17 protein-coding genes are annotated in these 19,269 nt (G+C 38.9%); 11 read left to right on the forward strand and 6 right to left on the reverse strand.

Translation table 11 applies throughout. The features are described 5' to 3' along the window. The coding region (locus B2X33_RS00300; RefSeq protein WP_524539494.1) for a Rossmann-fold NAD(P)-binding domain-containing protein at positions 1-515 on the reverse strand (515 nt) is incomplete at its 3' end. Positions 516-827: 312 nt separating this feature from the next. On the opposite strand from B2X33_RS00300, the gene B2X33_RS00305 reads away from it, so the two are divergent. Continuing rightward, positions 828-1,556, forward strand: a complete 729-nt coding sequence (locus B2X33_RS00305) for a class I SAM-dependent methyltransferase (RefSeq protein ID WP_296666602.1) — start codon at positions 828-830, stop codon at positions 1,554-1,556. Here B2X33_RS00305 and B2X33_RS00310 read toward each other — a convergent pair. From B2X33_RS00310 to B2X33_RS00325, 4 genes are read right to left on the reverse strand one after another with little or no spacing between them, the layout of a single operon-like run. Next, the gene (locus B2X33_RS00310; RefSeq protein WP_296666604.1) at positions 1,553-2,488 is read right to left on the reverse strand and encodes a PSP1 domain-containing protein; all 936 of its coding nucleotides are present in this window, start codon (positions 2,486-2,488) and stop codon (positions 1,553-1,555) included. The two genes, B2X33_RS00305 and B2X33_RS00310, sit on opposite strands and share 4 nt — an antisense overlap. Positions 2,489-2,505: 17 nt before the next feature. Continuing rightward, positions 2,506-3,060: a YaaR family protein gene (locus B2X33_RS00315; RefSeq protein WP_296019515.1), complete on the reverse strand. Its 555-nt coding sequence runs from the start codon at positions 3,058-3,060 to the stop codon at positions 2,506-2,508. After that, positions 3,061-3,468, reverse strand: a complete 408-nt coding sequence (locus tag B2X33_RS00320; RefSeq protein ID WP_296019513.1) for a bactofilin family protein — start codon at positions 3,466-3,468, stop codon at positions 3,061-3,063. 1 nt (position 3,469) lies between these two features. Next, on the reverse strand, positions 3,470-4,492 hold the full coding sequence (locus B2X33_RS00325) for a M23 family metallopeptidase (protein WP_296019510.1): 1,023 nt from the start codon (positions 4,490-4,492) through the stop codon (positions 3,470-3,472). 296 nt (positions 4,493-4,788) lie between these two features. Here B2X33_RS00325 and B2X33_RS00330 point away from each other — a divergent pair, with 296 nt between their 5' ends. The 8 genes from B2X33_RS00330 to pheS all read left to right on the forward strand — a co-directional run bounded on the left by B2X33_RS00330 (position 4,789) and on the right by pheS (position 12,767). Beyond that, complete coding sequence (locus B2X33_RS00330; RefSeq protein ID WP_296019508.1) at positions 4,789-5,571, forward strand: TatD family hydrolase; 783 nt, start codon at positions 4,789-4,791, stop codon at positions 5,569-5,571. After that, positions 5,572-6,552, forward strand: coding sequence for a tRNA dihydrouridine synthase DusB (gene dusB / locus B2X33_RS00335; RefSeq protein ID WP_296666609.1), 981 nt, complete (start codon positions 5,572-5,574; stop codon positions 6,550-6,552). It abuts the gene before it with no gap. A gap of 82 nt (positions 6,553-6,634) precedes the next feature. After that, on the forward strand, positions 6,635-8,221 hold the full coding sequence (locus tag B2X33_RS00340; RefSeq protein WP_296666611.1) for a DUF5312 family protein: 1,587 nt from the start codon (positions 6,635-6,637) through the stop codon (positions 8,219-8,221). Beyond that, positions 8,218-9,342 (forward strand): diguanylate cyclase DgcA, encoded by a 1,125-nt coding sequence (dgcA, locus tag B2X33_RS00345; protein WP_296019502.1) that lies wholly within the window; start codon positions 8,218-8,220, stop codon positions 9,340-9,342. The genes B2X33_RS00340 and dgcA overlap by 4 nt, the downstream gene beginning before the upstream one ends. 5 nt (positions 9,343-9,347) lie before the next feature. Further along, on the forward strand, positions 9,348-9,983 hold the full coding sequence (locus tag B2X33_RS00350) for a rhomboid family intramembrane serine protease (RefSeq protein ID WP_296019499.1): 636 nt from the start codon (positions 9,348-9,350) through the stop codon (positions 9,981-9,983). Continuing rightward, positions 9,962-10,681, forward strand: coding sequence for a hypothetical protein (locus B2X33_RS00355; protein WP_296666614.1), 720 nt, complete (start codon positions 9,962-9,964; stop codon positions 10,679-10,681). The genes B2X33_RS00350 and B2X33_RS00355 overlap by 22 nt, the downstream gene beginning before the upstream one ends. A 37-nt stretch (positions 10,682-10,718) precedes the next feature. Further along, the gene (locus tag B2X33_RS00360; RefSeq protein ID WP_296666616.1) at positions 10,719-11,114 is read left to right on the forward strand and encodes a hypothetical protein; all 396 of its coding nucleotides are present in this window, start codon (positions 10,719-10,721) and stop codon (positions 11,112-11,114) included. A 96-nt stretch (positions 11,115-11,210) separates the two neighbouring features. Further along, positions 11,211-12,767 carry a phenylalanine--tRNA ligase subunit alpha gene (gene pheS / locus B2X33_RS00365; RefSeq protein WP_296019624.1) on the forward strand — a complete coding sequence of 519 codons (1,557 nt, stop codon included), beginning with the start codon at positions 11,211-11,213 and terminating at the stop codon, positions 12,765-12,767. Positions 12,768-12,805: 38 nt separating this feature from the next. Here pheS and B2X33_RS00370 read toward each other — a convergent pair whose 3' ends face one another. Beyond that, positions 12,806-13,732, reverse strand: coding sequence for an alpha-hydroxy-acid oxidizing protein (locus B2X33_RS00370; protein ID WP_296666618.1), 927 nt, complete (start codon positions 13,730-13,732; stop codon positions 12,806-12,808). 316 nt (positions 13,733-14,048) lie between these two features. Between B2X33_RS00370 and B2X33_RS00375 the strand changes: the two genes are divergently transcribed. Together B2X33_RS00375 and B2X33_RS00380 are read left to right on the forward strand one after the other, a co-directional pair. After that, positions 14,049-17,399 carry a DNA translocase FtsK gene (locus B2X33_RS00375; protein WP_296666620.1) on the forward strand — a complete coding sequence of 1,117 codons (3,351 nt, stop codon included), beginning with the start codon at positions 14,049-14,051 and terminating at the stop codon, positions 17,397-17,399. 116 nt (positions 17,400-17,515) lie between these two features. After that, on the forward strand, positions 17,516-19,269 hold a 1,754-nt coding region (locus B2X33_RS00380), incomplete at its 3' end, for a hypothetical protein (RefSeq protein WP_296666621.1).

The raw sequence follows: 19,269 nt of genomic DNA on the forward strand, positions 1-19,269 counted from the left end.
ATAACAAAAACGCGCGCCGGATTTATTGTTCCGGCAGGAGTCACCATCATCGGCAACGCCTTTGGAAGATGCGAAGCCGCGTTCAAAACCGCGACATATCCTGCAAGCGAAGTCTGTGAAGACTGAACGTCCATTTTCTGCGCAAGGGTAGTACGCGGAATCATCTCAAGCGAGACCGCCTGAATTCCGTTCTCCGCAAATCCGTTCAGCAAGTCTTTCTGATTGAAAGGGTCAAGATAGCTCAGATGAAGTGTGCCGCTTTTTATTCCGTTTATGCTTTCAGGCTTCATAATCCGCACGATTATTTCGCTGTCGCCGTACGCGCTTTCCTCGCTCTCCACAACAAAAGCTCCGGCAGCCCTGTAAGCCTCGTCGCTAAAACCGCTTTTCAAGCCCGCTCCAGACACAACCTTGATTTCAAATCCCATCGAAACAAGTTTTTTTACATCGTCGGGAATAAGAGAAACGCGTGTTTCTCTTTCGTCTTTTTCCCGGCAGACAAGAACTTTTTTCATAAAACTATGCACTCCTTTTTTTATTGGAATTTTTGCACAGCAAAAGCAAACTGCCAAAATGTGCTATTTTCTTTGAATAAACCATTTTAATTTTAAGGCTGAATTTAAAAACACGCAAATTTGAAGAGATAAAATTCGTGAGCTTAGCCCGGATCGGAACGGCGCGGAGCGTTCAAAAGGCGGAAAAATTTTCCGGCTTTTGAATGGAGCGCAAGCGGAACCGTGCAGAGCCGGTTAGAGCGAAAAATGTGCTCCAAAAATTTAAGAAAATAAAACTTTCGTAATTTGAGATTTGACTTTATAATTTTTATTATGGAAATAAATCAGAACATAGCAGAATACTATGATGAGTTATATCCTGTTACTGAAGAACAAAAAGTGTTTTATCAAAAAAAAATGATTCTGTTCAAAAAACCGGTTAAATTTTTGCAGATAGGCTGTGGTTCGGGGACTTTTGAACACAATCTTGCACGGGAAGGTTCGGACGTTACGGGAATTGAAACTTCTCAGGAACTTTTGGAAAGTGCAAACCGGAAAAGGCGGACTCAGTTAATGGCTGTCCGTTATTTTCAAATGTCGTCGCTAGAAATGACCCGTTTTTTAGGCAAAAATTTTTACAATATTATTTCGATTTTAAATGGCAGAATTGTTTTTACGCACGACAAAACTTTAATGAGAAAGTTTTTTTTTGATTGCCGGCAATTGGTTTCCGAAAATGGTCTTTTGATTCTTGAACTGCCAAATTTTGGAAATTATTCTGAACTTGAAAAAATTGAATTTCCAGTTCGGGAAAGCATTCGTTCGAATTTAAAGTCTGTAATTGAAAAACGCGGCGAAAATTTTTATCTTGAACAGGTTTTGACGAACAGCAATGACAAAAAACTAGTTGTAACGCAGAATGCGCCGGTTTACCTTTTAACAACTTCCGAAATTGAAAGTTTTGCGCTCGAAGCTGGCTTTTCTAAGGTTGAATTATACAGCGATTTTGCTGAAAATCCGTTTACAGAAAAAAGCCAGAGAGTTGTTGCTGTTGTAAGCTAGTTGATTTTCCAGCGGTTTGAATTTTCTTTTTCAAACCGTTTTGCTGGAATTTCGAGAATGCGGCCGTCTTCGCCGAGCATTTTTATCATTTTTGTGAGCGGATTTACATCTGTGATTTTGAATTGGGTTCCGTCGTAAAAAATATGAACACCTTCGTTTGGCAAGGTTTTTCTTGCTTCCGAATACCAGTTGAATTCATAGCTTAAGCAGCACAAAAGTCTTCCGCACTGTCCGCTGATTTTCATGGAATTTAGAGAAAGCCCCTGTTCTTTTGCCATTTTGATGGAAACTGGAGCGAGTTTGTCGCTTACGCAGTGGCAGCAGCAAGGTCTTCCGCAAACTCCAAGCCCGCCGGTAATTCTGGTTTCGTCGCGTACGCCAATCTGTCTTAATTCAATGCGCATTTTAAAAATGCTTACAAGGTCTTTTACAAGTTCGCGGAAATCTACGCGGTTTTCGCTCGAAAAAAAGAAAAGAGCCTTTGATTCTTCCAAAAGAAAGTGCACGGAAACAAGCTTCATATCGAGTTTGTGGAGAGCGACTTTTTCTCTGAACGTTTTGAATGCAGATTCTTCTTTTTCCGCAAGTTCTTCGTATTTTTTTAAATCTGCGTCTGCTGCTTTTCGTTCTACGGTTACAATGTCTGACGGTTTTATGCCGATTGGATGGTTTGCTTTTCCTAAAACTGTTGCGAGGTCTTTTCCGTAGCGTGTTGGAATTATGATGGCATCGCCTTTTTTTAGTTCTGGGAATTTTTTAGGAACAGAACAGTAAACGCCTTCGCTTGAATATTCCAATTTTGCAAGATAAAGCGGTTTTGGATAAATAAAATTTTCATTTGTTCCGCTGGTATTTTTGCGGATGTCCGAATCTTCCAATGCTGAAATATTTTCGTTTTCGTCATCTATATCGTTTTCAAAAATGTCACTCATTTTTTTCCTCCAGAATTTTAATCGGCAAGTAAATCTACGATCAGTCCGTTTAATTCTTCAATTTTTGCAAGTATATTCAGGTTTTTGCTGTGGTTGTAAATTATGTCGTTCGTAAGAGTTTCAAGTTTTTCGTTTATAACCTGAATTTGCACAAAATATGCCGGCTTTCCTGTTTTTGTGTCAATCAGCGGAAAACCTCGTTTTTTCCGTTTATAAATCAGAACTTCATAATTGTTTCTGGTTACATATTTCATAAAGTTGCTGAGTTTTTTCCGGTAATTTTCGATTTGCTCCAAACTTTGGTCTGAAGCGAGTTTGTCGCCGGCAAAGTCCAGTTCGTCTTTTAAAAAGACAACTGCCTCTTCAATTTCCATTCCCGCAAGTTCTATTGGAAGTCCTTCGCTTGCAAGATTGAATTCTTCTTGTTTTTTTTGAAGGGAATTTGCAAAAAGACTTTTTTTTGTCGTTGCTGTTTTTGAATTTTTACTGGCTTCTCTGGCTTTTTGTCTTGCGGCTTCCTGTGTTGCGGCAAAATAAAGGGACTGATTTTTTATTGCGTCGATTCCAGCCATCTAAATAACCTTGCTTCGAATTGCCTGCTGATCCAGATATTGTCTGCTAGAAGCTTTGAATTCATCTTCGTTGCTGAGAGAAATGCAATGTCCGTTAAAGATAACATCATCTTCAATTTGAAGGCTTTTTGTCATAATGTCGCCTATGACCACGGAATTTGAAAGCAGTTTGATTCCTTTTGGAGCGGTTATGTCGCCAAGAACAATTCCGCCAACAACAATTGATGAAGCTGTTATATTACCTTGAATTTTTGCACGTTCGCCAATTATTATGTTGCCTGGACTTTCGATTTTTCCTTTTATATCTCCATCAACTCGAATAAATCCATTTATTTTTATATCTCCTGAAACAAATGAACCAGGACCAATGAGCGTGTTGATTGAAATATCGTCGGAGGTGAATGCCATTTTATTTTGAAAGTTTTACGTTTACGTATTTTGCAGGATCTACTACGTCCGAACCAATGTGGATTTCGTAGTGAAGATGAGGACCTGTCGTAATTCCAGTGTTACCGATTGTGCCGATAATCTGTCTTTGTGAAACAAAGTCTCCTTTTTTTACGCGTGCTGTCTGCATATGGCAGTAACGTGTGTAAATTCCGTGTTTGTGCTTGATGATTACAAAGTTTCCAAAACTGAAATCATAACCTACAGAAACGACTTGTCCGTTTGCGGTAGCTACGATTGGGTCGCCGTTTCGCCATGTAGAAAGGTCAAGTCCTTTGTGGATATACCATTGGCCTGTAATCGGGTGCATATTCTGTCCAAAAGGCATGGAAACATGTCCGATTCCTCCGCGGATTGGCCAGATGTTTGGAATATCTGTAAAAAGTGTGCCCTGGCTTTCGAGCATTTTTCCAATTTGTTCGATTGGCTGAACCGCATTTTCAAGATAAGAATTCAACTGGCGGATATCTGTTGCTTCTCTTGTTGAGCCTGTAACCTGACTTTTTGTGTCAAAAAGCGAAGAAAGGTCGGAGTCGTTCATTGAAGCTTTTGAAACTGAGCTTGAACTGTCAATTCCAAGGAGCGAAAGAGACTGCGAAAGTGATGATTGAAAACGCTTTGCTGTCTGTAAGAGATTGTTGTTTTCATCCCGAAGCTCGTCAAGACTTGCAAGTGTCTGACGGTTTTCGTTCATTAAACGGCTGATTTCTGCGCTCGAACCGGCAGCCTGTCTGTTAAAATAAACAAAGGAAGAAATAATTCCTACTATAAGCACGATTCCAAAGCAGAGTGCAAAAACATTCGTCTGGAAATTTACGACTTTGCTTTGAGAATGTGGAACAATCATAATTGTAAGTCTGCTGTCGCAAATTTTGAAAAATTTAACAAAAAAGCGCCCAATCTTCGAAAAACCTGCTTTTAAAACAGACATAAAAGAAGAAGCGATGTTTTTTTCTAATTTTTTATAATGCCGAGTTTTAGCCATTTTTTCTCCGGTGATTGCAGTTCACCATAAATTACTGAAATATTTAGGAACAATAGTCTCCAAATATGCCATTAACATTTTATCATAACAAAGCGCTATGAATATGTCAATTTTAGCGCTGTTGTTGTGAAATAACGTCTTTTTAGTTGCTTGTAAAATGCAATTCTTTTTCAAGCCCCTTTAATTTGACAATATATAATTTCTCGTATATTCTATCGGTATAAATTAGTTTACAGATTACTTGTTTTTTTTGCGGGTGCTCTGTCATATCATTTTCTATTTCGGAAGAAAAAGCCATGCAATTTTTTGATACTCACGCTCACATCGGGCTTATTTACGATGATCCTATTGAACAGTTACGCGTTATTACTCAGGCACGCCTTGCCGGAGTTACACGCATCGTTTCTATCAATAATTCTCTGATTGACTTTAAGAAAGTTTACCAGACTTTAAAAGCGATTCCGGGAATTTATCATGCTGTCGGTGTTGCTCCATCTGAAGTTACAACTCCGGGAAAAGATTGGATTGATATTATTGAAGAAAGTCTTTCTTTGCCAAATGTTGTTGCTGTTGGCGAAACTGGTCTTGATTATTTTAAGCAGTTTGGCGACAAACGCACACAGATGGAGCTTTTTATTACTCAGCTTGAGCTTGCAGAAAAGCATCAGCTCCCTGTAATTATTCATAACCGTGATGCAGGAAAAGATATTTTTGATGTATTAAAGCACAGAATTCCTTCAAAAGGCGCAATTTTGCATTGTTATAGCGAAGATGCTCCTTTTGCAAAAAAATGTCTTGAAGCTGGATTTAACGTTTATTTTTCTTTTGCAGGAAATTTGACTTATCGCAACGCAAGAAATTTGCACGAAACGGTTTTGAATATTCCTCATGACAGAATTTTAATCGAAACAGAAAGCCCGTTCATGATTCCTGCCGAATTCCGCGAGAAAAAACGCACAATGCCGGCTTATTTGCCTTCAACTGCAAAATTCCTTGCAGAAATGCTGGAAGTTCCTCTGGAAGATTTGAGCAAGCAGCTTTGGACAAACAGCTGTAAAGTTTTCAATTTGCCGGAATAAATGAGCTCTCTTTATCATCCAGTTTCTATTGGTTCTCTCAATTTAGGCGGGAATGTTTTTCTTGCTCCTATGGCAGATTTTTCCGATGCAAGCTATCGAAGTATTTGTGCTGACTGCGGCATGGATTTTGGATATACGGAACTAATCAGTTCTGAAGCGCTTGTTCGGGATAATAAAAAAACTCTTGAGATGATGAGGCGTGCGCCGAACGAAAAGGCTTATGCCGTTCAGATTTTTGGTTCTTTGCCGGAAACCATGGCGCATGCGGCAGAAATTGTTCGAAAAGAAACTCGATGCGAATGTATTGATATAAATTGTGGTTGTCCGGTTCCTAAGGTTACAAAAACTGGAGCTGGAAGCGTTTTGACTCGTGAGCCGGAAAAACTTTACTTAATTACAAAAGCTGTTGTTCAGGCCGTGGATGTGCCGGTTTCTGTAAAAATTCGTACTGGCTGGGATTCAAAACACATAACTTTTAAGGAATGTGCTCAGGCGGCGATTGAAGCTGGGGCAAAGGCAATTACTTTGCATGGAAGAACAGCGGTTCAGGGTTATGGCGGAAGTGCCGATTGGAATTCAATCAAAGAACTTGTTGAGTATGTTAATGGAAGAATTTGTGTTTTTGGAAACGGCGACATAAAAACTCCGCAAGATGCTCAGCGCATGCTCACAGAAACAAAATGCGATGGAATAATGATTGGAAGAGCCGCTCAAGGAAATCCATTTATTTTTAAGCGGGTGCGGGAATATCTGACGGAAGGCACAGTTTCTGAAATTTCAATGTCAGAGAGTTTGGCAATGGGATTTAAGGAAATGCAGCTTTTGGTTGATTCAATCGGCGAAAAAGCAGCTTGCCTTAAAATGCGCGGCCGTTTTAGCAACTACATAAAAGGCTTTGACGGAGCAAAAGAACTTCGCTTAAAAGTTATTGCCTGTTCAACGCAAAATGAATTTAAAGAGGTTTTGCAGCAGTATCTGTAACGGCTAAATCAAAAAACTGTTTTTTCTTATGTTTTTGTCGGGTTGTAAAAAACTTTTTTTAAATTTAGAATAAATAGTTGTTATGGGGATTTTATCATTTTTAACTGACATTTTTGAATCAATTTTTATGCCCTCGTCCCCGGAAGTAAAGAAAAAACAGGCTTTGCATAAAATTGAACAGGAATTAAAGCTGATTCAGCCGGTGATTTTTAAAAACGGTTTTTTGCAGCCGAATTTTGCCGAGCTTTTTAGAATTCTTTTTGAAAATTCAAAAATTCTTGAAGAATTGCTTTCTCAGACAATTTGCAGCGCAGATATAAAACGAAAGACCTTTTATGAAGCTCAGCTTTTATTAACTGGATTTTCTGATATAAATCAGGAAAAACTCGAAAATCTTGGATTGGAAAAAAGAAAGCAGGAAGTTCTTGATTCGAATTTGCCAATGAGCAGGGTTTTTGAAAATCAAAGACATACTTTAGAATATCTTTTAAAAGAATTGAATTCACCGGAATTTTTTAAAATTGATGAAATTATTGCGTCCTTGCAGCAGTTGAACGACGTCTGTCAATTCAATTATTTGAATATAATTCATAATTTTGACCCGAATTATTCCGCTTTGATTTCTGGTTATAAGGCAGATTTTTTTGCCTGCGTTCCAGAGGCAATGGCAAATTCTCTATTAGATTTTTATTATCTTACGGCGCATTTTAAAATAACTTCAGCGCTCGGACGGGCAGTTGTCGCCTTGGCAGAAATACGCAGTGGCGGAAAAAAACTTGATTCTGCAAGTTCAGAAAAATATCTCGAAGCCTTAAAAAAAATGAATTCGGTTCTTGTAAAATTTCTTAAGCCCGAAATTCAATTAGAAGTGATTCGTCTCGCTAAAAAAGAACCAGAGCTTGTTCCTCAGACTGCAAGTTATAAACCTGGCTCGCGCTATCGTTTTGCAGATTTTATGAAAGAAAAATTTGTTTCCGACGAAACGAGAATTAAAACCGAAATTAAGGACAGCACGATTTCGACAGATTTAAAAAAACTTTTTGAAGAAAATCCGCTTGAAGAATTTTTTGCCTATAACAGCCAGAACAGTGCAAATATACGGTCTAATTGTACAAAATCATACGATTGGATTACACCTTTGCAGATTGAAAAAACGTTTGCAGTTCATTATTTTACGGATTCGATTCAAAATCTTCTTGAAGACATTGTAATTGAAGGCTTTTTTGAAAATCCGTCGATTAAAAAATCTTTTTCAGATGCGGTTTACGGCTGCGAAGAATGTGTAAAGGCTTTGGGAGAATTTGACAGCTCTTTTGAACGTGAAGGAAAAAACGATCAGGCAGTTATCGAAGGTTTTATCCGTGACGGTCAGCGCGATGCAGATTTTGTAAAAAAATTGGAAGCAACTGTCGATAATATAAATGCACAGGCTTATGAAACTGTTCAAAATTTTGCATCGCAGTTCTTTGATTTGTACAGACAGATTGGCGACCTTTTTATTGATTCAAAAAAAGTAAAGCCAGATTTATGTTCAAATATAAAAGTTTTGCTGGGCTCTTCACGAAACAGAGAAAATTCCAACAGGCTGGAAACTCAGCTGGAAAAGTGGGCAATTTTTCTTGAAATAATGAAGAATTACGTTATAGTTGGAGAGGTCGAAAGGAAATGAGTCAAAATTTATCACATTCAGAACTAACTCCAAATTTAAATCCCGAATATGCTGAAATTGTCAGTCAATATGAAAAGAAGATTTATGATTTAAAGACACTTCTGGAAATTTCTCGTTCGCTTTGTTCGACAATTGAATTTTCGCAGTTGATTGAGTCAATTCTCTATACTTGCATGGGACAGTTTAGGGTTTTGGGGGCCGGTGTTTTTGTTCCTGAGCCTTTGGATTCGGATTATTTTGTTTTGAACAGAAACTATAACGGTCTTGAACTTGATCCGAATGTAACTTATAAAATTTCAGTGTCTAATCCGCTCATAAATGTTATTACAAAAACTGACAGAGTTTTTACGATTGATGAATTAAAGGCGGAAGTTCCTGCCTATGCGGATTTGGAACCGATCTCTTCTTTAAAGCCGTCATTGATTGTTCCGCTTGTTCAAAAAAATCATCTTGACGGAATTTTGGTGCTTGGCGAAAAAATTTCTTTGCCTGAAGAGCAAGGCTACAGCTCGTACGAAAAAGAATTGATTTTGACAATTGCCTCTCTTGCTGCTGTTGCGATTTATAATTCAACTTTGCTCGAACGTTCTTCTACCGATATGATGACGCACTTAAAACTGAAATATTTTTTCTACAATGTGCTTACGGACAAGCTTGATGTTGCTATGACGCAAAATTTGCCGCTTGCTGTAATTATGTTCGATATTGATTTTTTTAAAAGATTTAATGACACTTACGGTCATGCCTGCGGAGATTATGTTTTGCAGACAGTTGCAAAAATTATACGCTCATGCATTCGTTCCTGCGATTTAGCAAGCCGTTACGGTGGAGAAGAATTCACCGTCATGCTGGACAAAACCGGAAAAGACGATGCAATGACTGTTGCAGAAAGAATCAGACAGCATGTTGAAGAGTATGATTTTTGTTACGAAAATCAGCATGTAAAAGTTACGATTTCGATAGGCGTTACGGTTTTTGATTCTGAAAAAAATCTTGTTTCTTCGCCAAAGCAGCTTGTTGATCAGGCTGACCAGGCTCTTTATGTTTCAAAACGCAGCGGAAGAAACCGGGTAACTTTTGCAGACGAGAGACTTATTTCCGAAATTAAAATTACTGAATAAAAAATATGGCATCGATAATACGAAAACCTTTTAAATACAGTTTTAAAAATGCAACGATAATAATCGTTCTTATAAATGCAGGAATTTTTTTGCTTGAAAAAATGTTTCCGCAAATTCAATATTTTTGTTCACTGAACGTCTATAACTGTTTTGTATACAAAATGTTTTGGCAGCCTTTTACTTATATGTTCATACACGGAAGTTTTACCCATGTTTTGTTTAATATGATTGGACTTTTTTGTTTTGGACTTGCGGTTGAAAAGGCGATTGGCACAAAAGAATTTGTTTTGATGTATCTTCTGATTGGTTTTGCAGGCGGAATTTTTTCTTTGGCGGTTTATTATTTTTTCGGACTGTACAAAGTTTTTTTGATGGGCGCCAGCGGAGCGGTTTACGGAATTTTGCTTGCTTATGCAATTCTTTTTCCAAGAAGCACAATTTTTATTTGGGGATTGATTCCAGTTCCTGCGCCGATTTTGGTTCTTTCTTATGCTCTGATTGAATTTTTTGAACAGTTTTTTTCGTTTAGGGACGGAGTTGCACATTCTGTTCATTTGGCAGGATTTGCATTTGCCTGGCTGTATTTTGTTGTAAGGTTTGGAATAAATCCGTTAAAAGTATGGAAAAACGCTTACCGATAATTTTGTTTTTTTCGATTTTTGTTTTTTTGAACGTGAATTTGAATTCAATTTTTGCCCAAAATTTAAATCAGGAGCGGAAAATTCAAATTCTTTTGTGGGCAGAAAAAGAAGCTTTTCCAGGTTTTGTCTGGAATGAAGAGGAAAAAAATCTTGATTTGGAAAAAAACGAAAACGTTCTTCCGGTAAACCGTTTAAAAAAAACTGCGCCTTTTTTTGTTCAAGGAATGCTTTACGGTTGGAAAGTTGAATATACTCCTTACGATAAAGCCCGCGGTGTTAAGGAATATTTGAATTTTGAGCCGGTTCAAGAGCTTACGCAAAGTGAATTAAATTCTATTCAATATAAAAATCCGGCTTTTAAAGATGACAGGCTTTATTGTCGTGTTGAATTTGAAAGAAGTGAATTTCAGCAGAATCTTTATAAATCGTGGCAAACTGTAAAAAATCCGAGAATTCGTGGTGTTGGCTATGGAAAACTTCAAGACGGTTTTGCCGGAATTGAGCAGGCCTGCGCAGAAGCAATAAAAAATGCAGTTCGGGAATATTGGCGCGCGCAAATTAAAAATAAACCAAAAGAAATAGAAAGCAGACTTTTAATCTGTTGTGCTCCGGTGATTGGCGTTGAGGCCGGTCGCTATCGTGTTATGCTTGATTTTTTTATGGAAACCGATAGAATATTAAATTACGAAATGTTTTGAAGCATAAAATTATCGGGGGTTGGGGAGGAATTTAATAATGAAAAAAATTTGTGCCATTGCAGCAGCAGTATTTTGTTTTTCTGCCGTTGCATTTGCAGACGAAATTGACGATCTTTTAAAACCTAAGCCGGATAACGGAATTGAAACAATTATTCCGGAAGACCAGCATGTTACAAATAAAACCGCTAAGGTTGAGCTACAGTATACTCCGCTTACTGACGAAGTACGCTTGTTCTATACTTGCCATGCAGTAGCTTTTGATCAGGGCGAGGCAATGAATACAGCGCTTGCTGTTTTGAAAGATTTTCAGGATCAGCACGATGAATATTACGGATATAAATATATGAAACGCGATACCGTAAAATACTACAAAGACGAAAAAACAGGCTTTAAGTGGGCTATGTATCAGTCTTTTGTTAGGTTTCAGCGTTAAATAAAAAACAAATTTTTGTCAGAAATATGAGCTGGATTCCAAACGGAAACTGGCTCAAATTTTTTATACCGGCGTTGCTGGAAAATGGAATTAAAAATGGATATTCAGAATATTATTAAAAATCTTCACCCACTCGAAATTAAAGTTCTCTTAAAATATACAGAAAAAGATGAATTGAGTTCAGAAAAACTTCAGAAAGAACTTGGCTACAAAGAAGGTCATGCCAATCAGGCTTTTAGCTGGCTTGGCGGAAAAGAACTTTTAAACGTTGAGCGCCGTATTCCACATACTTTTTACGAAATTACAGATTTGGGGCGCAATTTTGCAGAAAATGGCACTCCAGAAGAAAAAATCATTGCATACGTAAAAGACAATGGAGCAAAAACTCTGCCGGAAATTGCAGCTGGAATTGGTCTTGAACAGAGAGATGTTGGTTCTGCCTTTGGTCCGCTTTCAAAAGATGGCGTTTTAAAAATGAATGCCGAAAAAAAAGCCGAATATACAGGTGCTCAGACTCCTGCAAGAATTACGCTTGCCCGCGAAGTTCTTAAAAAGGCGGCTGGAGCAGAAAACGGCCAGTTGGAAAGCGCTTCTTTGTCCGAAGAAGAAAAAACTGCAATTGCATCTTACGCAAAAAAACGTGGTGCGGCCGACAGTGCTTTTAAAATCATTGAACGCGAAACCGTAATTTATAAATTTACTCCGGCGATTGGCGAAGTTGTTGAGGCTCTCAAAAAAGCAGGAATTACTGGAAACGAAATTGGAGAACTTACTCCAAAAATGCTTGAAACAGGCGATTGGAAAAAAGGCACATTCCGCGGTTATAACATTGCAATTCCGCCGGCACGCATTATTCCTGGACGCACAAACCCTTATGTGCAGTTTCTTGAACATGTAAAAGACAAATTATGTTCTCTTGGTTTTGAAGAATATGACGGTCCGCTTGTAGAAACAGAATTCTGGAATGGCGATGCGCTTTTTATGCCTCAGTTCCACGCTGCCCGCGATATTCACGATGTTTACCGTATAAAAAATCCGACACATGCAAAATCAATAGAAGAGCCTTGGCTTTCAAACGTTGCCGAAACTCACAAAAACGGCGGAAACACAGGAAGCCGTGGCTGGAATTATGATTTTGACCACGAATTTACACGCCGTTTAGTTTTGCGTTCGCAGGGAACCGTTCTTTCGGCTCATCAGTTGCACAAAGCAAAAGTTCCGGGAAAATATTTTGGTATTGCCCGCTGTTTCCGCTATGACAAGGTTGATGCAACTCATCTTTCTGACTTTTACCAGACAGAAGGAATTATTGCCGGAAATGATGTGAATTTGCGCACTTTGCTCGGTATGCTTGAAATGTTTGCAAAAGAAGTTGCCGGCGCAACAGAAGTTAAATATGTTCCGGGATACTTTCCGTTTACAGAACCGTCAGTAGAAGTTCATATCAAGCACCCTGTTTTGGGCTGGTTTGAACTTGGCGGAGCAGGAATTTTTAGACCAGAAGTAACAAAAGCTCAGGGACTTGACTGTCCAGTTCTTGCCTGGGGAATGGGAATTGACCGTATGGCTCTCATGGCGCTGGGATTGAACGATTTGCGAGAACTTTTCAGCGAAGATATAGAAGAAGTTCGTTTAAGAAAAGCAAAATTCTAGGTAAATTGAGAAGACTGCCCGGCTCGGACAGTCTTTTTTTATTTTGCGTACTGCAAAAGGCTGAATTCGAGGGCTTTTTGGCAAATTCCGGTTTCGCCGTTTTTGCAATAAGCGGTTACAAAGGGGCGTCCTATTAAAATTTTATCAGCACCGAAAGCCATGGCTGTTGCTACGTCGAGGGCTGTGCGGATTCCGCCGTCTACCCAGATTTTTTTTGTGTAATTTTTTAGTTCTTCGCCGTGATTTTGCAAAAACTCGGCAGTTGAGCCGATTTTGGTTTGAATGCGTCCGCCATGGTTTGAAATGTAAGCGGCATCTGGTTTGACATGTTTAACGATTTCTATTCCGTCTTTGTCAAAAATGCCTTTTAAAACGAAAGGAATGTCTTTTGAGTGCAAGAATTTTTTTATTTCCTGTAGCTGCAAAGCAGATTTTTTTTCGAGCGGAACAAGATTTTGCATTGTTGCAATGTTGTAAGAATCTATGTCGATTCCGATTGATTTTGCAAACGGCAGAACCATTTCGATATGTTCAAAAATTTTTTTGTTTTGAAAAGGTTTTATAAAGAAATTTGCCTTTGCATTTTTGTCGGTCTTTTGAATTTTTTTTATGGCCTGCAGGCCGAATTTGATTTTGTCGTCTGGAAATCCATCTCCTGCGCAAAGTTCAATGCCGCTTTTATGGATTGCTGAAAAAATCGAGCTGTAATATTCTTCTTCGCTGGAAAAACCGATGTTTTCGACTGCTCCAGTGATTGGCGCAAAGGCAATTTGAGGAATTCGTTCGTTTACTGGGCGTTCAATAAAATTTATAAAGACGAGAGGATTTTCTTTGCGGAGAACTTCCCATCCGTCGCAGTTGAGACGAAAATTTATGTTCCGGTTTACGCCGCCCATGCCTGGAAGCTGGTCGATGCAGCCTGTTCCGTTGCAAATTGTGCAAAAGTGGCACTTAAATTTGTTCATTTTAGAAGAATTATAAGATAAATGAACAAATTGTAATATAGATTATAGAAGGTTTTGTAAAAACTGGACAAAAAGGCGCGAAAAGTGAATGAGCTTTTTGCGGAAGTTTTACCCCGGATTGTAACGGCGCTAGTTGCGCAGCAATGGAGCGAAAGCGGAACCGTGAAAAGCCGGACGCGGTCGGAAAAATTTGGTCTGAATTTTTAAAATTGGAAATTTTCCAGCTTTTTTAGGTTCAAAATCATTCTAAACTTCGGTTTTTTTTGGCCGATAAATAAAAAGTAACTTTAACTGAAAATTCTCGTGGAGTTTTTTGATGAATAAAAATTTGAAAATTTCGGCGGTTGCCGGATTTATTCTTTATGCCATTGCCGCTTTTTTCTGTATTTCGCTTTTATTTGTGCTTTTGGATTTTTGCGGACTCGAGACGGCGCGTTTTTCTGCTTTGTGGCGTTTTGGAAAACTTTTTACAGGAGTTTACGGAATTTGTTCAGTTTTAATTCCTCTGTTTTTGCTGGTTGCCGCTTTTGAATGTTTTATGCGTTCTTGGCACGTGCGAAACGGCGTTGTGCTTGCAGGTTCGGTGATTCCGTTTTTTACTCTTGATGCGGTTGAACATATTTGCCGGATGCTTATTGCGGAAAATTCGGGCGACGTGCTTGTAATGAAACTTTTGGTTGCGCTTGTGACTGGAGCGATTATTGTCGTTGTCGAATATCTGGTTCTTTCGATGATTGGCGATGTTATTGAAAACGCTGGAAAAAAAGAGAAAGAAATTGATTTTGACGAGAATTCTGATGAATTTGGCGAAATTGAAGAATTTGCTCAAAAAGACGAAAATTCTGGTTTGGCGGCTGAAAATTTTGACGCAGAAAAGGCCATTTTTGGCGAAAAATCGGGCGAAGTTCAAAAAAATGCGGAAAACAAAGAAATTGAGCCGAAAAATAACGAACAAAATGTAGAAATTGAAAGTTTTGGGGACGAGCCGGAAAAAGAAAAAAATGTTGGCCTTGAAATTCCAAAAAATTTGGAAAGCGGAGAAAAAAATGAGCTTGAAGCCGGCGAAAAATCAGAAATTGAAGAAAATCCTTTTGAACATATTTTTGATGAGCAGGATGAAAATGAGGCTCAAAAACTAAAAGAAGATTCCGAAAAGAATGAAGAAAATTCTTTTGAACTTATCGAAGAAGAAATTCCTGTAAGCGATGAAGATTTTGATTTGCCGGATTTGACTGATGATTTTATGAACGACTCTGACGAAACCGAAATTTCGGATTCTTTGGATGCGGATTTTTTGGAAAATTCTGACGGCGAAATTTTGAAAACTCCGGAAATTGGAGCTACTAACGAAGACGGCGAATTGGAAAATCAGCCTTTTGAAGATTTTGATTATTCTTCGGAACAAAAAAATGAAGAAGAAGTGGAAGGCGAAATTCTTTCGGATGAAAGCGAAACTGAAATTTTAGATGATGTAAAAGATTACTTTGATGCTGATGATGCTGAGATTTTTGATGGCGATGAAGATTTTGCGGAAGACAAAGCTGAACCGGAAGATGGATTAGAGCTGGAAAACGAATTTGAAGTTCAGGACGGAATTGAGCCGGAAACAGAAACTGAATTTGCGGAAGGCGAAACTGAAAATCTGCCGGTAATGCCAAAAATTCCGGAAACAGAAGAAAGCTTTGAGAACGAAAGTGCCGGTTTTGCGGAAAATGAGCCTGAAAATGAAGGTGAAAGTTCTGAGGACGATACTGGTTTTGAAGACGATTTTGACAAAGACGATGATGACGGTTTTGGCAACGATAATTTGGATTGCGAAAACGGAGACGACGACCTTTCAAGCTTTGTTGAGCAGAGAAACAACAGTTTTGCCTCGATTTTTGCAAAAATGGACAGTGACGCTAAAAAAAATCCAATGATTGCGCAGAAAACTTCTGATTTTGAAACTCAGCCTGAGCAAAAAAATGAAGAATTATCGCAAAATGCGGAAAAAGCGGACGATGACGATTTTGACAGCACGTTTTCGGATTTTGAATTTAATCCGACGGCAAAGCCTGTTGTAGACAGTAACGGTGTGCCGTTTGAAAAAAAGAATTCAATTCTCCGCGAAGAACAAGCTTCTCCTGCAAAAAATTCTTCTGCCTTGTCGGCCCGGACTTCTGCTCTGGCAGTTGCAAAAACTCAGCCAGAAGATGCAGTTGAAAGCGAAAATGTTCAGCCAGAAAAACCGCAGCCAAAGCTCAGAATTGCAGATTATAAAATTCCAGTTGAAGGAATTTTGCAAAAATATGATAACGGCGAATATTGGATTGTAGATGACGAGACAAAGAAAAAAGCTACCGACTTGGCTCAGACTCTTGCTGAATTCAATATTGAAGTGAAGGTTACAGGAATCCGAAAAGGACCTGTTGTAACGATGTTTGAAATTCTTCCGGCTCCTGGCGTAAATGTAAACAAAATCCGCTCCTTGCAGGACAATATTGCGCTTAGGCTTGCTGCAACTTCTGTCCGCATAGTTTCGCCAATTCCGGGAAAATCGGCAGTTGGAATCGAAATTCCGAACAAAAATCGCGCAGTTGTAAGTTTCCGTGAAATTATGGAACAGAAAAATCCGGCTTTTGAGAAGATGGCGATTCCTGTAATTTTGGGAAAAGATATTTCCGGCGAGCCTCGTTTAATCGATCTTGCAAAAACTCCGCATCTTCTGATTGCGGGTTCAACCGGTTCTGGAAAATCGGTTTGTGTAAATTCGCTTATTCTTTCGATTTTGTACAAACGCAATCCTAATCAGGTAAAATTGATTTTGATTGACCCGAAAGTCGTAGAATTAAAACTTTACAACGATATTCCGCATCTTTTAACTCCTGTAATTACCGAGCCAAAAAAGGCATTGCAGTCGCTTCAGTATTGTCTTTGCGAAATGGAACGCCGATATGCGCTTTTGGATAACATGGGAGTGCGCGATATTTCAAATTTTAACCGACGCATAGAAGAACGGCATCTCATGCAGGAAAAACTGCCATATATCGTAGTAATTATTGATGAATTTGCAGATTTGATGGCAACAACAGGCCGCGAACTTGAATCAATAGTTGCACGGCTTACGGCAATGTCGCGTGCAGTTGGAATTCATCTTGTTCTGGCAACTCAGCGACCGTCAGTAAACGTAATCACCGGTCTTATAAAAGCAAATATTCCAAGCCGAATTGCATTTATGGTTGCAAGCCGTACGGATTCAAACATCATTATTGACCAGATTGGAGCCGAAAAACTTTTGGGAAAAGGCGATATGCTTTATGCCAGCGCAACAGATCCATTCCCAGTGCGAATTCAGGGAACTTTAGTTAGCGATGACGAAGTTGAAAAAGTCGTGGATTATGTAAAACAGTATGGAGAGCCAGATTATATTGACGATGAAATTTTTGTTGAAGATGACGAAGAAGAGAATGACGGAAATTTGGGACTCTTTGGCGAAGGCGATGATCCTCTTTACGACAAGGCGCTAGAAATTGTTGTGCAGTCAGGAAAAGCAAGTGCCTCATATCTTCAGCGCAGACTCAAAATCGGTTATAACCGTGCAGCCCGCCTCGTAGAAGAAATGGAAGAACGAGGAATCGTAGGCCCTCAAAACGGCTCAAAACCGCGCGAAGTAATCTATGTTCCATAAAATTTGGAGCATCGTGCAAAGAAAATTCTTGTTCATTGAAAAATCATTAACACTATGTTATTGTTCTTTTTAGAAATCGCAGTATTAAAAAATCTGCTTTTCTGAGGAGAAAGAGAATGATAAGAGTTTTTAAACAAAATCTCGGAAAGGGCTTATTAGTAAGTCTTATGGTTATGCTGTTGACTTGTACAGCATTTGTTTCTTGTAAAAATGATGATGACGAGGGGGGGGGGAGCTCTAATTCAGTTACTGTAAAAGATACCAGCACTGTTACAAATGAAGATGGCTCTGTAACTACAACAGAAGTCATGTCTGACGGCTCTACAGTAACAACAACAGTCAAGAAAGATGAAAACGGAAACGTTGTTGAGACTGTAAAAGTTACAGAAACCGCTGACGGAAAAGTTACAACAGAAACAACCGATGCAAGCGGCCAAACTACAACTTCAACAAGCACAAAAGATTATTCAAAGTATATCGAAGAAGGAATTACTGCTGTTGAAAACGCAAAGTTTGACTTGGCAATTACAAAATTCAACCAGGCATATACAATAGAAGCCAATGACGAGACACGCGTTTACTCGGCTCTTGCAAGCCTTGCCTCAATAAGCACAAAACAGGCTACAGCAGACTTTGTTAAAAAACACCTGGGTATTACAAATTATCCTGCGACAATGAATGCTCTTTTTAGTCCCGACTGGCTTGAAGCGACAGAATATATTAAGTATGAGGATGAGAATTGGATTTCTGGATATGCAAATTTTAACAAGTCTAATTCTGGCTATTATTACAAGGCAACTATAACTCCTGCATCTGAATACTCTTCAAATACTGTTTCTTATTGGAATATCTATAAAAAAGCAACAATAGAAGGTACGACTTTTTATCCAAGCCTCGGCAATCTTGCGTATTATGAGAAAGACACAAAAGGCTCTTCATCATATTCTCAGTATTATACTTACACGCTTGACGAGAACGGCGAATATTATGTGTATATTGGGAATCTTTCAGACGAAAGCCTTGCTTCTTATCAGTCATATAGCAGCAGTAGTTGGGATGGAGTTGACTACACATATTATAAAAAGGCTATGTTCCCGACACTTTCTGTTCCGGAATGGTTCAAGAATTCAAAGTTTAGTAACTACTTTGGAGAGCTTCTTCTTGCAAATATCTTGAATGGAAATTCAAACGGATTGAACGATGCTCTTGATGATTTGTACAATGTTTTGTTCAGCTCAGAATATGAAGATGCCTGCAAAAAAATCGATGCAGTTACAGGAAGTGTTAAAATTCCTAGCCGCGTAATCGAGGATTTTGGTCTTACAGAAATTGTCGGAGACACAAGCGTAAAACTTGGAAAGGCAGAGCTTGCCCTTATAAAGACCTCATTCAATATTCTGAAGTCGACAGTTGAGTACGCGCAGTCATACAATTTGAACAGCGACCTTTCATTCCTTAAATTCGACTGGGCAGACAAAGACGCTGCAATGAAAGTCTTTGAAAAATATTTGCAATATGACGCTAGCATAGACCCGCTTGCAAACGGATTTATGAGCCAGAGAAGCACTGAAAAAATGGCGGCCTCAAAAGAGCACTTTGCGTCTGCTGTAAGCGACTTGATTGCAGCCTATGACGACATTCTTGCAAATGCGGCAGACTACGGCTATCCGACAGCTTTGACCGATGTTCTTAACGAATACAAAGTTTTGCGTGAAGGCGCCGTTCAGTTGCAAGCCGCAATTACAGATGGCGGAAAATTCTATATTCCGGAAACTGACGGCCTGCCGGCTTCTTGGCCTGCAAGCGGCTCATTGTATATCGACATTGGAAAACTTTTTGATGCAAGCAACTTTGCGCTGAAGAATTTTAT

Source organism: Treponema sp. UBA785, from assembly GCF_002297065.1.
Lineage (GTDB): Bacteria > Spirochaetota > Spirochaetia > Treponematales > Treponemataceae > Treponema_D.

Excerpts from the sequence above, each read along its gene's own strand:
- B2X33_RS00305 (WP_296666602.1), top strand. The coding sequence starts at position 828 with ATGGAAATAAATCAGAACATAGCAGAATACTATGATGAGTTATATCCT.
- B2X33_RS00310 (WP_296666604.1), bottom strand. The coding sequence starts at position 2,488 with ATGAGTGACATTTTTGAAAACGATATAGATGACGAAAACGAAAATATT.
- B2X33_RS00315 (WP_296019515.1), bottom strand. The coding sequence starts at position 3,060 with ATGGCTGGAATCGACGCAATAAAAAATCAGTCCCTTTATTTTGCCGCA.
- B2X33_RS00320 (WP_296019513.1), bottom strand. The coding sequence starts at position 3,468 with ATGGCATTCACCTCCGACGATATTTCAATCAACACGCTCATTGGTCCT.
- B2X33_RS00325 (WP_296019510.1), bottom strand. The coding sequence starts at position 4,492 with ATGGCTAAAACTCGGCATTATAAAAAATTAGAAAAAAACATCGCTTCT.
- B2X33_RS00330 (WP_296019508.1), top strand. The coding sequence starts at position 4,789 with ATGCAATTTTTTGATACTCACGCTCACATCGGGCTTATTTACGATGAT.
- dusB (WP_296666609.1), top strand. The coding sequence starts at position 5,572 with ATGAGCTCTCTTTATCATCCAGTTTCTATTGGTTCTCTCAATTTAGGC.
- B2X33_RS00340 (WP_296666611.1), top strand. The coding sequence starts at position 6,635 with ATGGGGATTTTATCATTTTTAACTGACATTTTTGAATCAATTTTTATG.
- dgcA (WP_296019502.1), top strand. The coding sequence starts at position 8,218 with ATGAGTCAAAATTTATCACATTCAGAACTAACTCCAAATTTAAATCCC.
- B2X33_RS00350 (WP_296019499.1), top strand. The coding sequence starts at position 9,348 with ATGGCATCGATAATACGAAAACCTTTTAAATACAGTTTTAAAAATGCA.
- B2X33_RS00355 (WP_296666614.1), top strand. The coding sequence starts at position 9,962 with ATGGAAAAACGCTTACCGATAATTTTGTTTTTTTCGATTTTTGTTTTT.
- B2X33_RS00360 (WP_296666616.1), top strand. The coding sequence starts at position 10,719 with ATGAAAAAAATTTGTGCCATTGCAGCAGCAGTATTTTGTTTTTCTGCC.
- pheS (WP_296019624.1), top strand. The coding sequence starts at position 11,211 with ATGGATATTCAGAATATTATTAAAAATCTTCACCCACTCGAAATTAAA.
- B2X33_RS00370 (WP_296666618.1), bottom strand. The coding sequence starts at position 13,732 with ATGAACAAATTTAAGTGCCACTTTTGCACAATTTGCAACGGAACAGGC.
- B2X33_RS00375 (WP_296666620.1), top strand. The coding sequence starts at position 14,049 with ATGAATAAAAATTTGAAAATTTCGGCGGTTGCCGGATTTATTCTTTAT.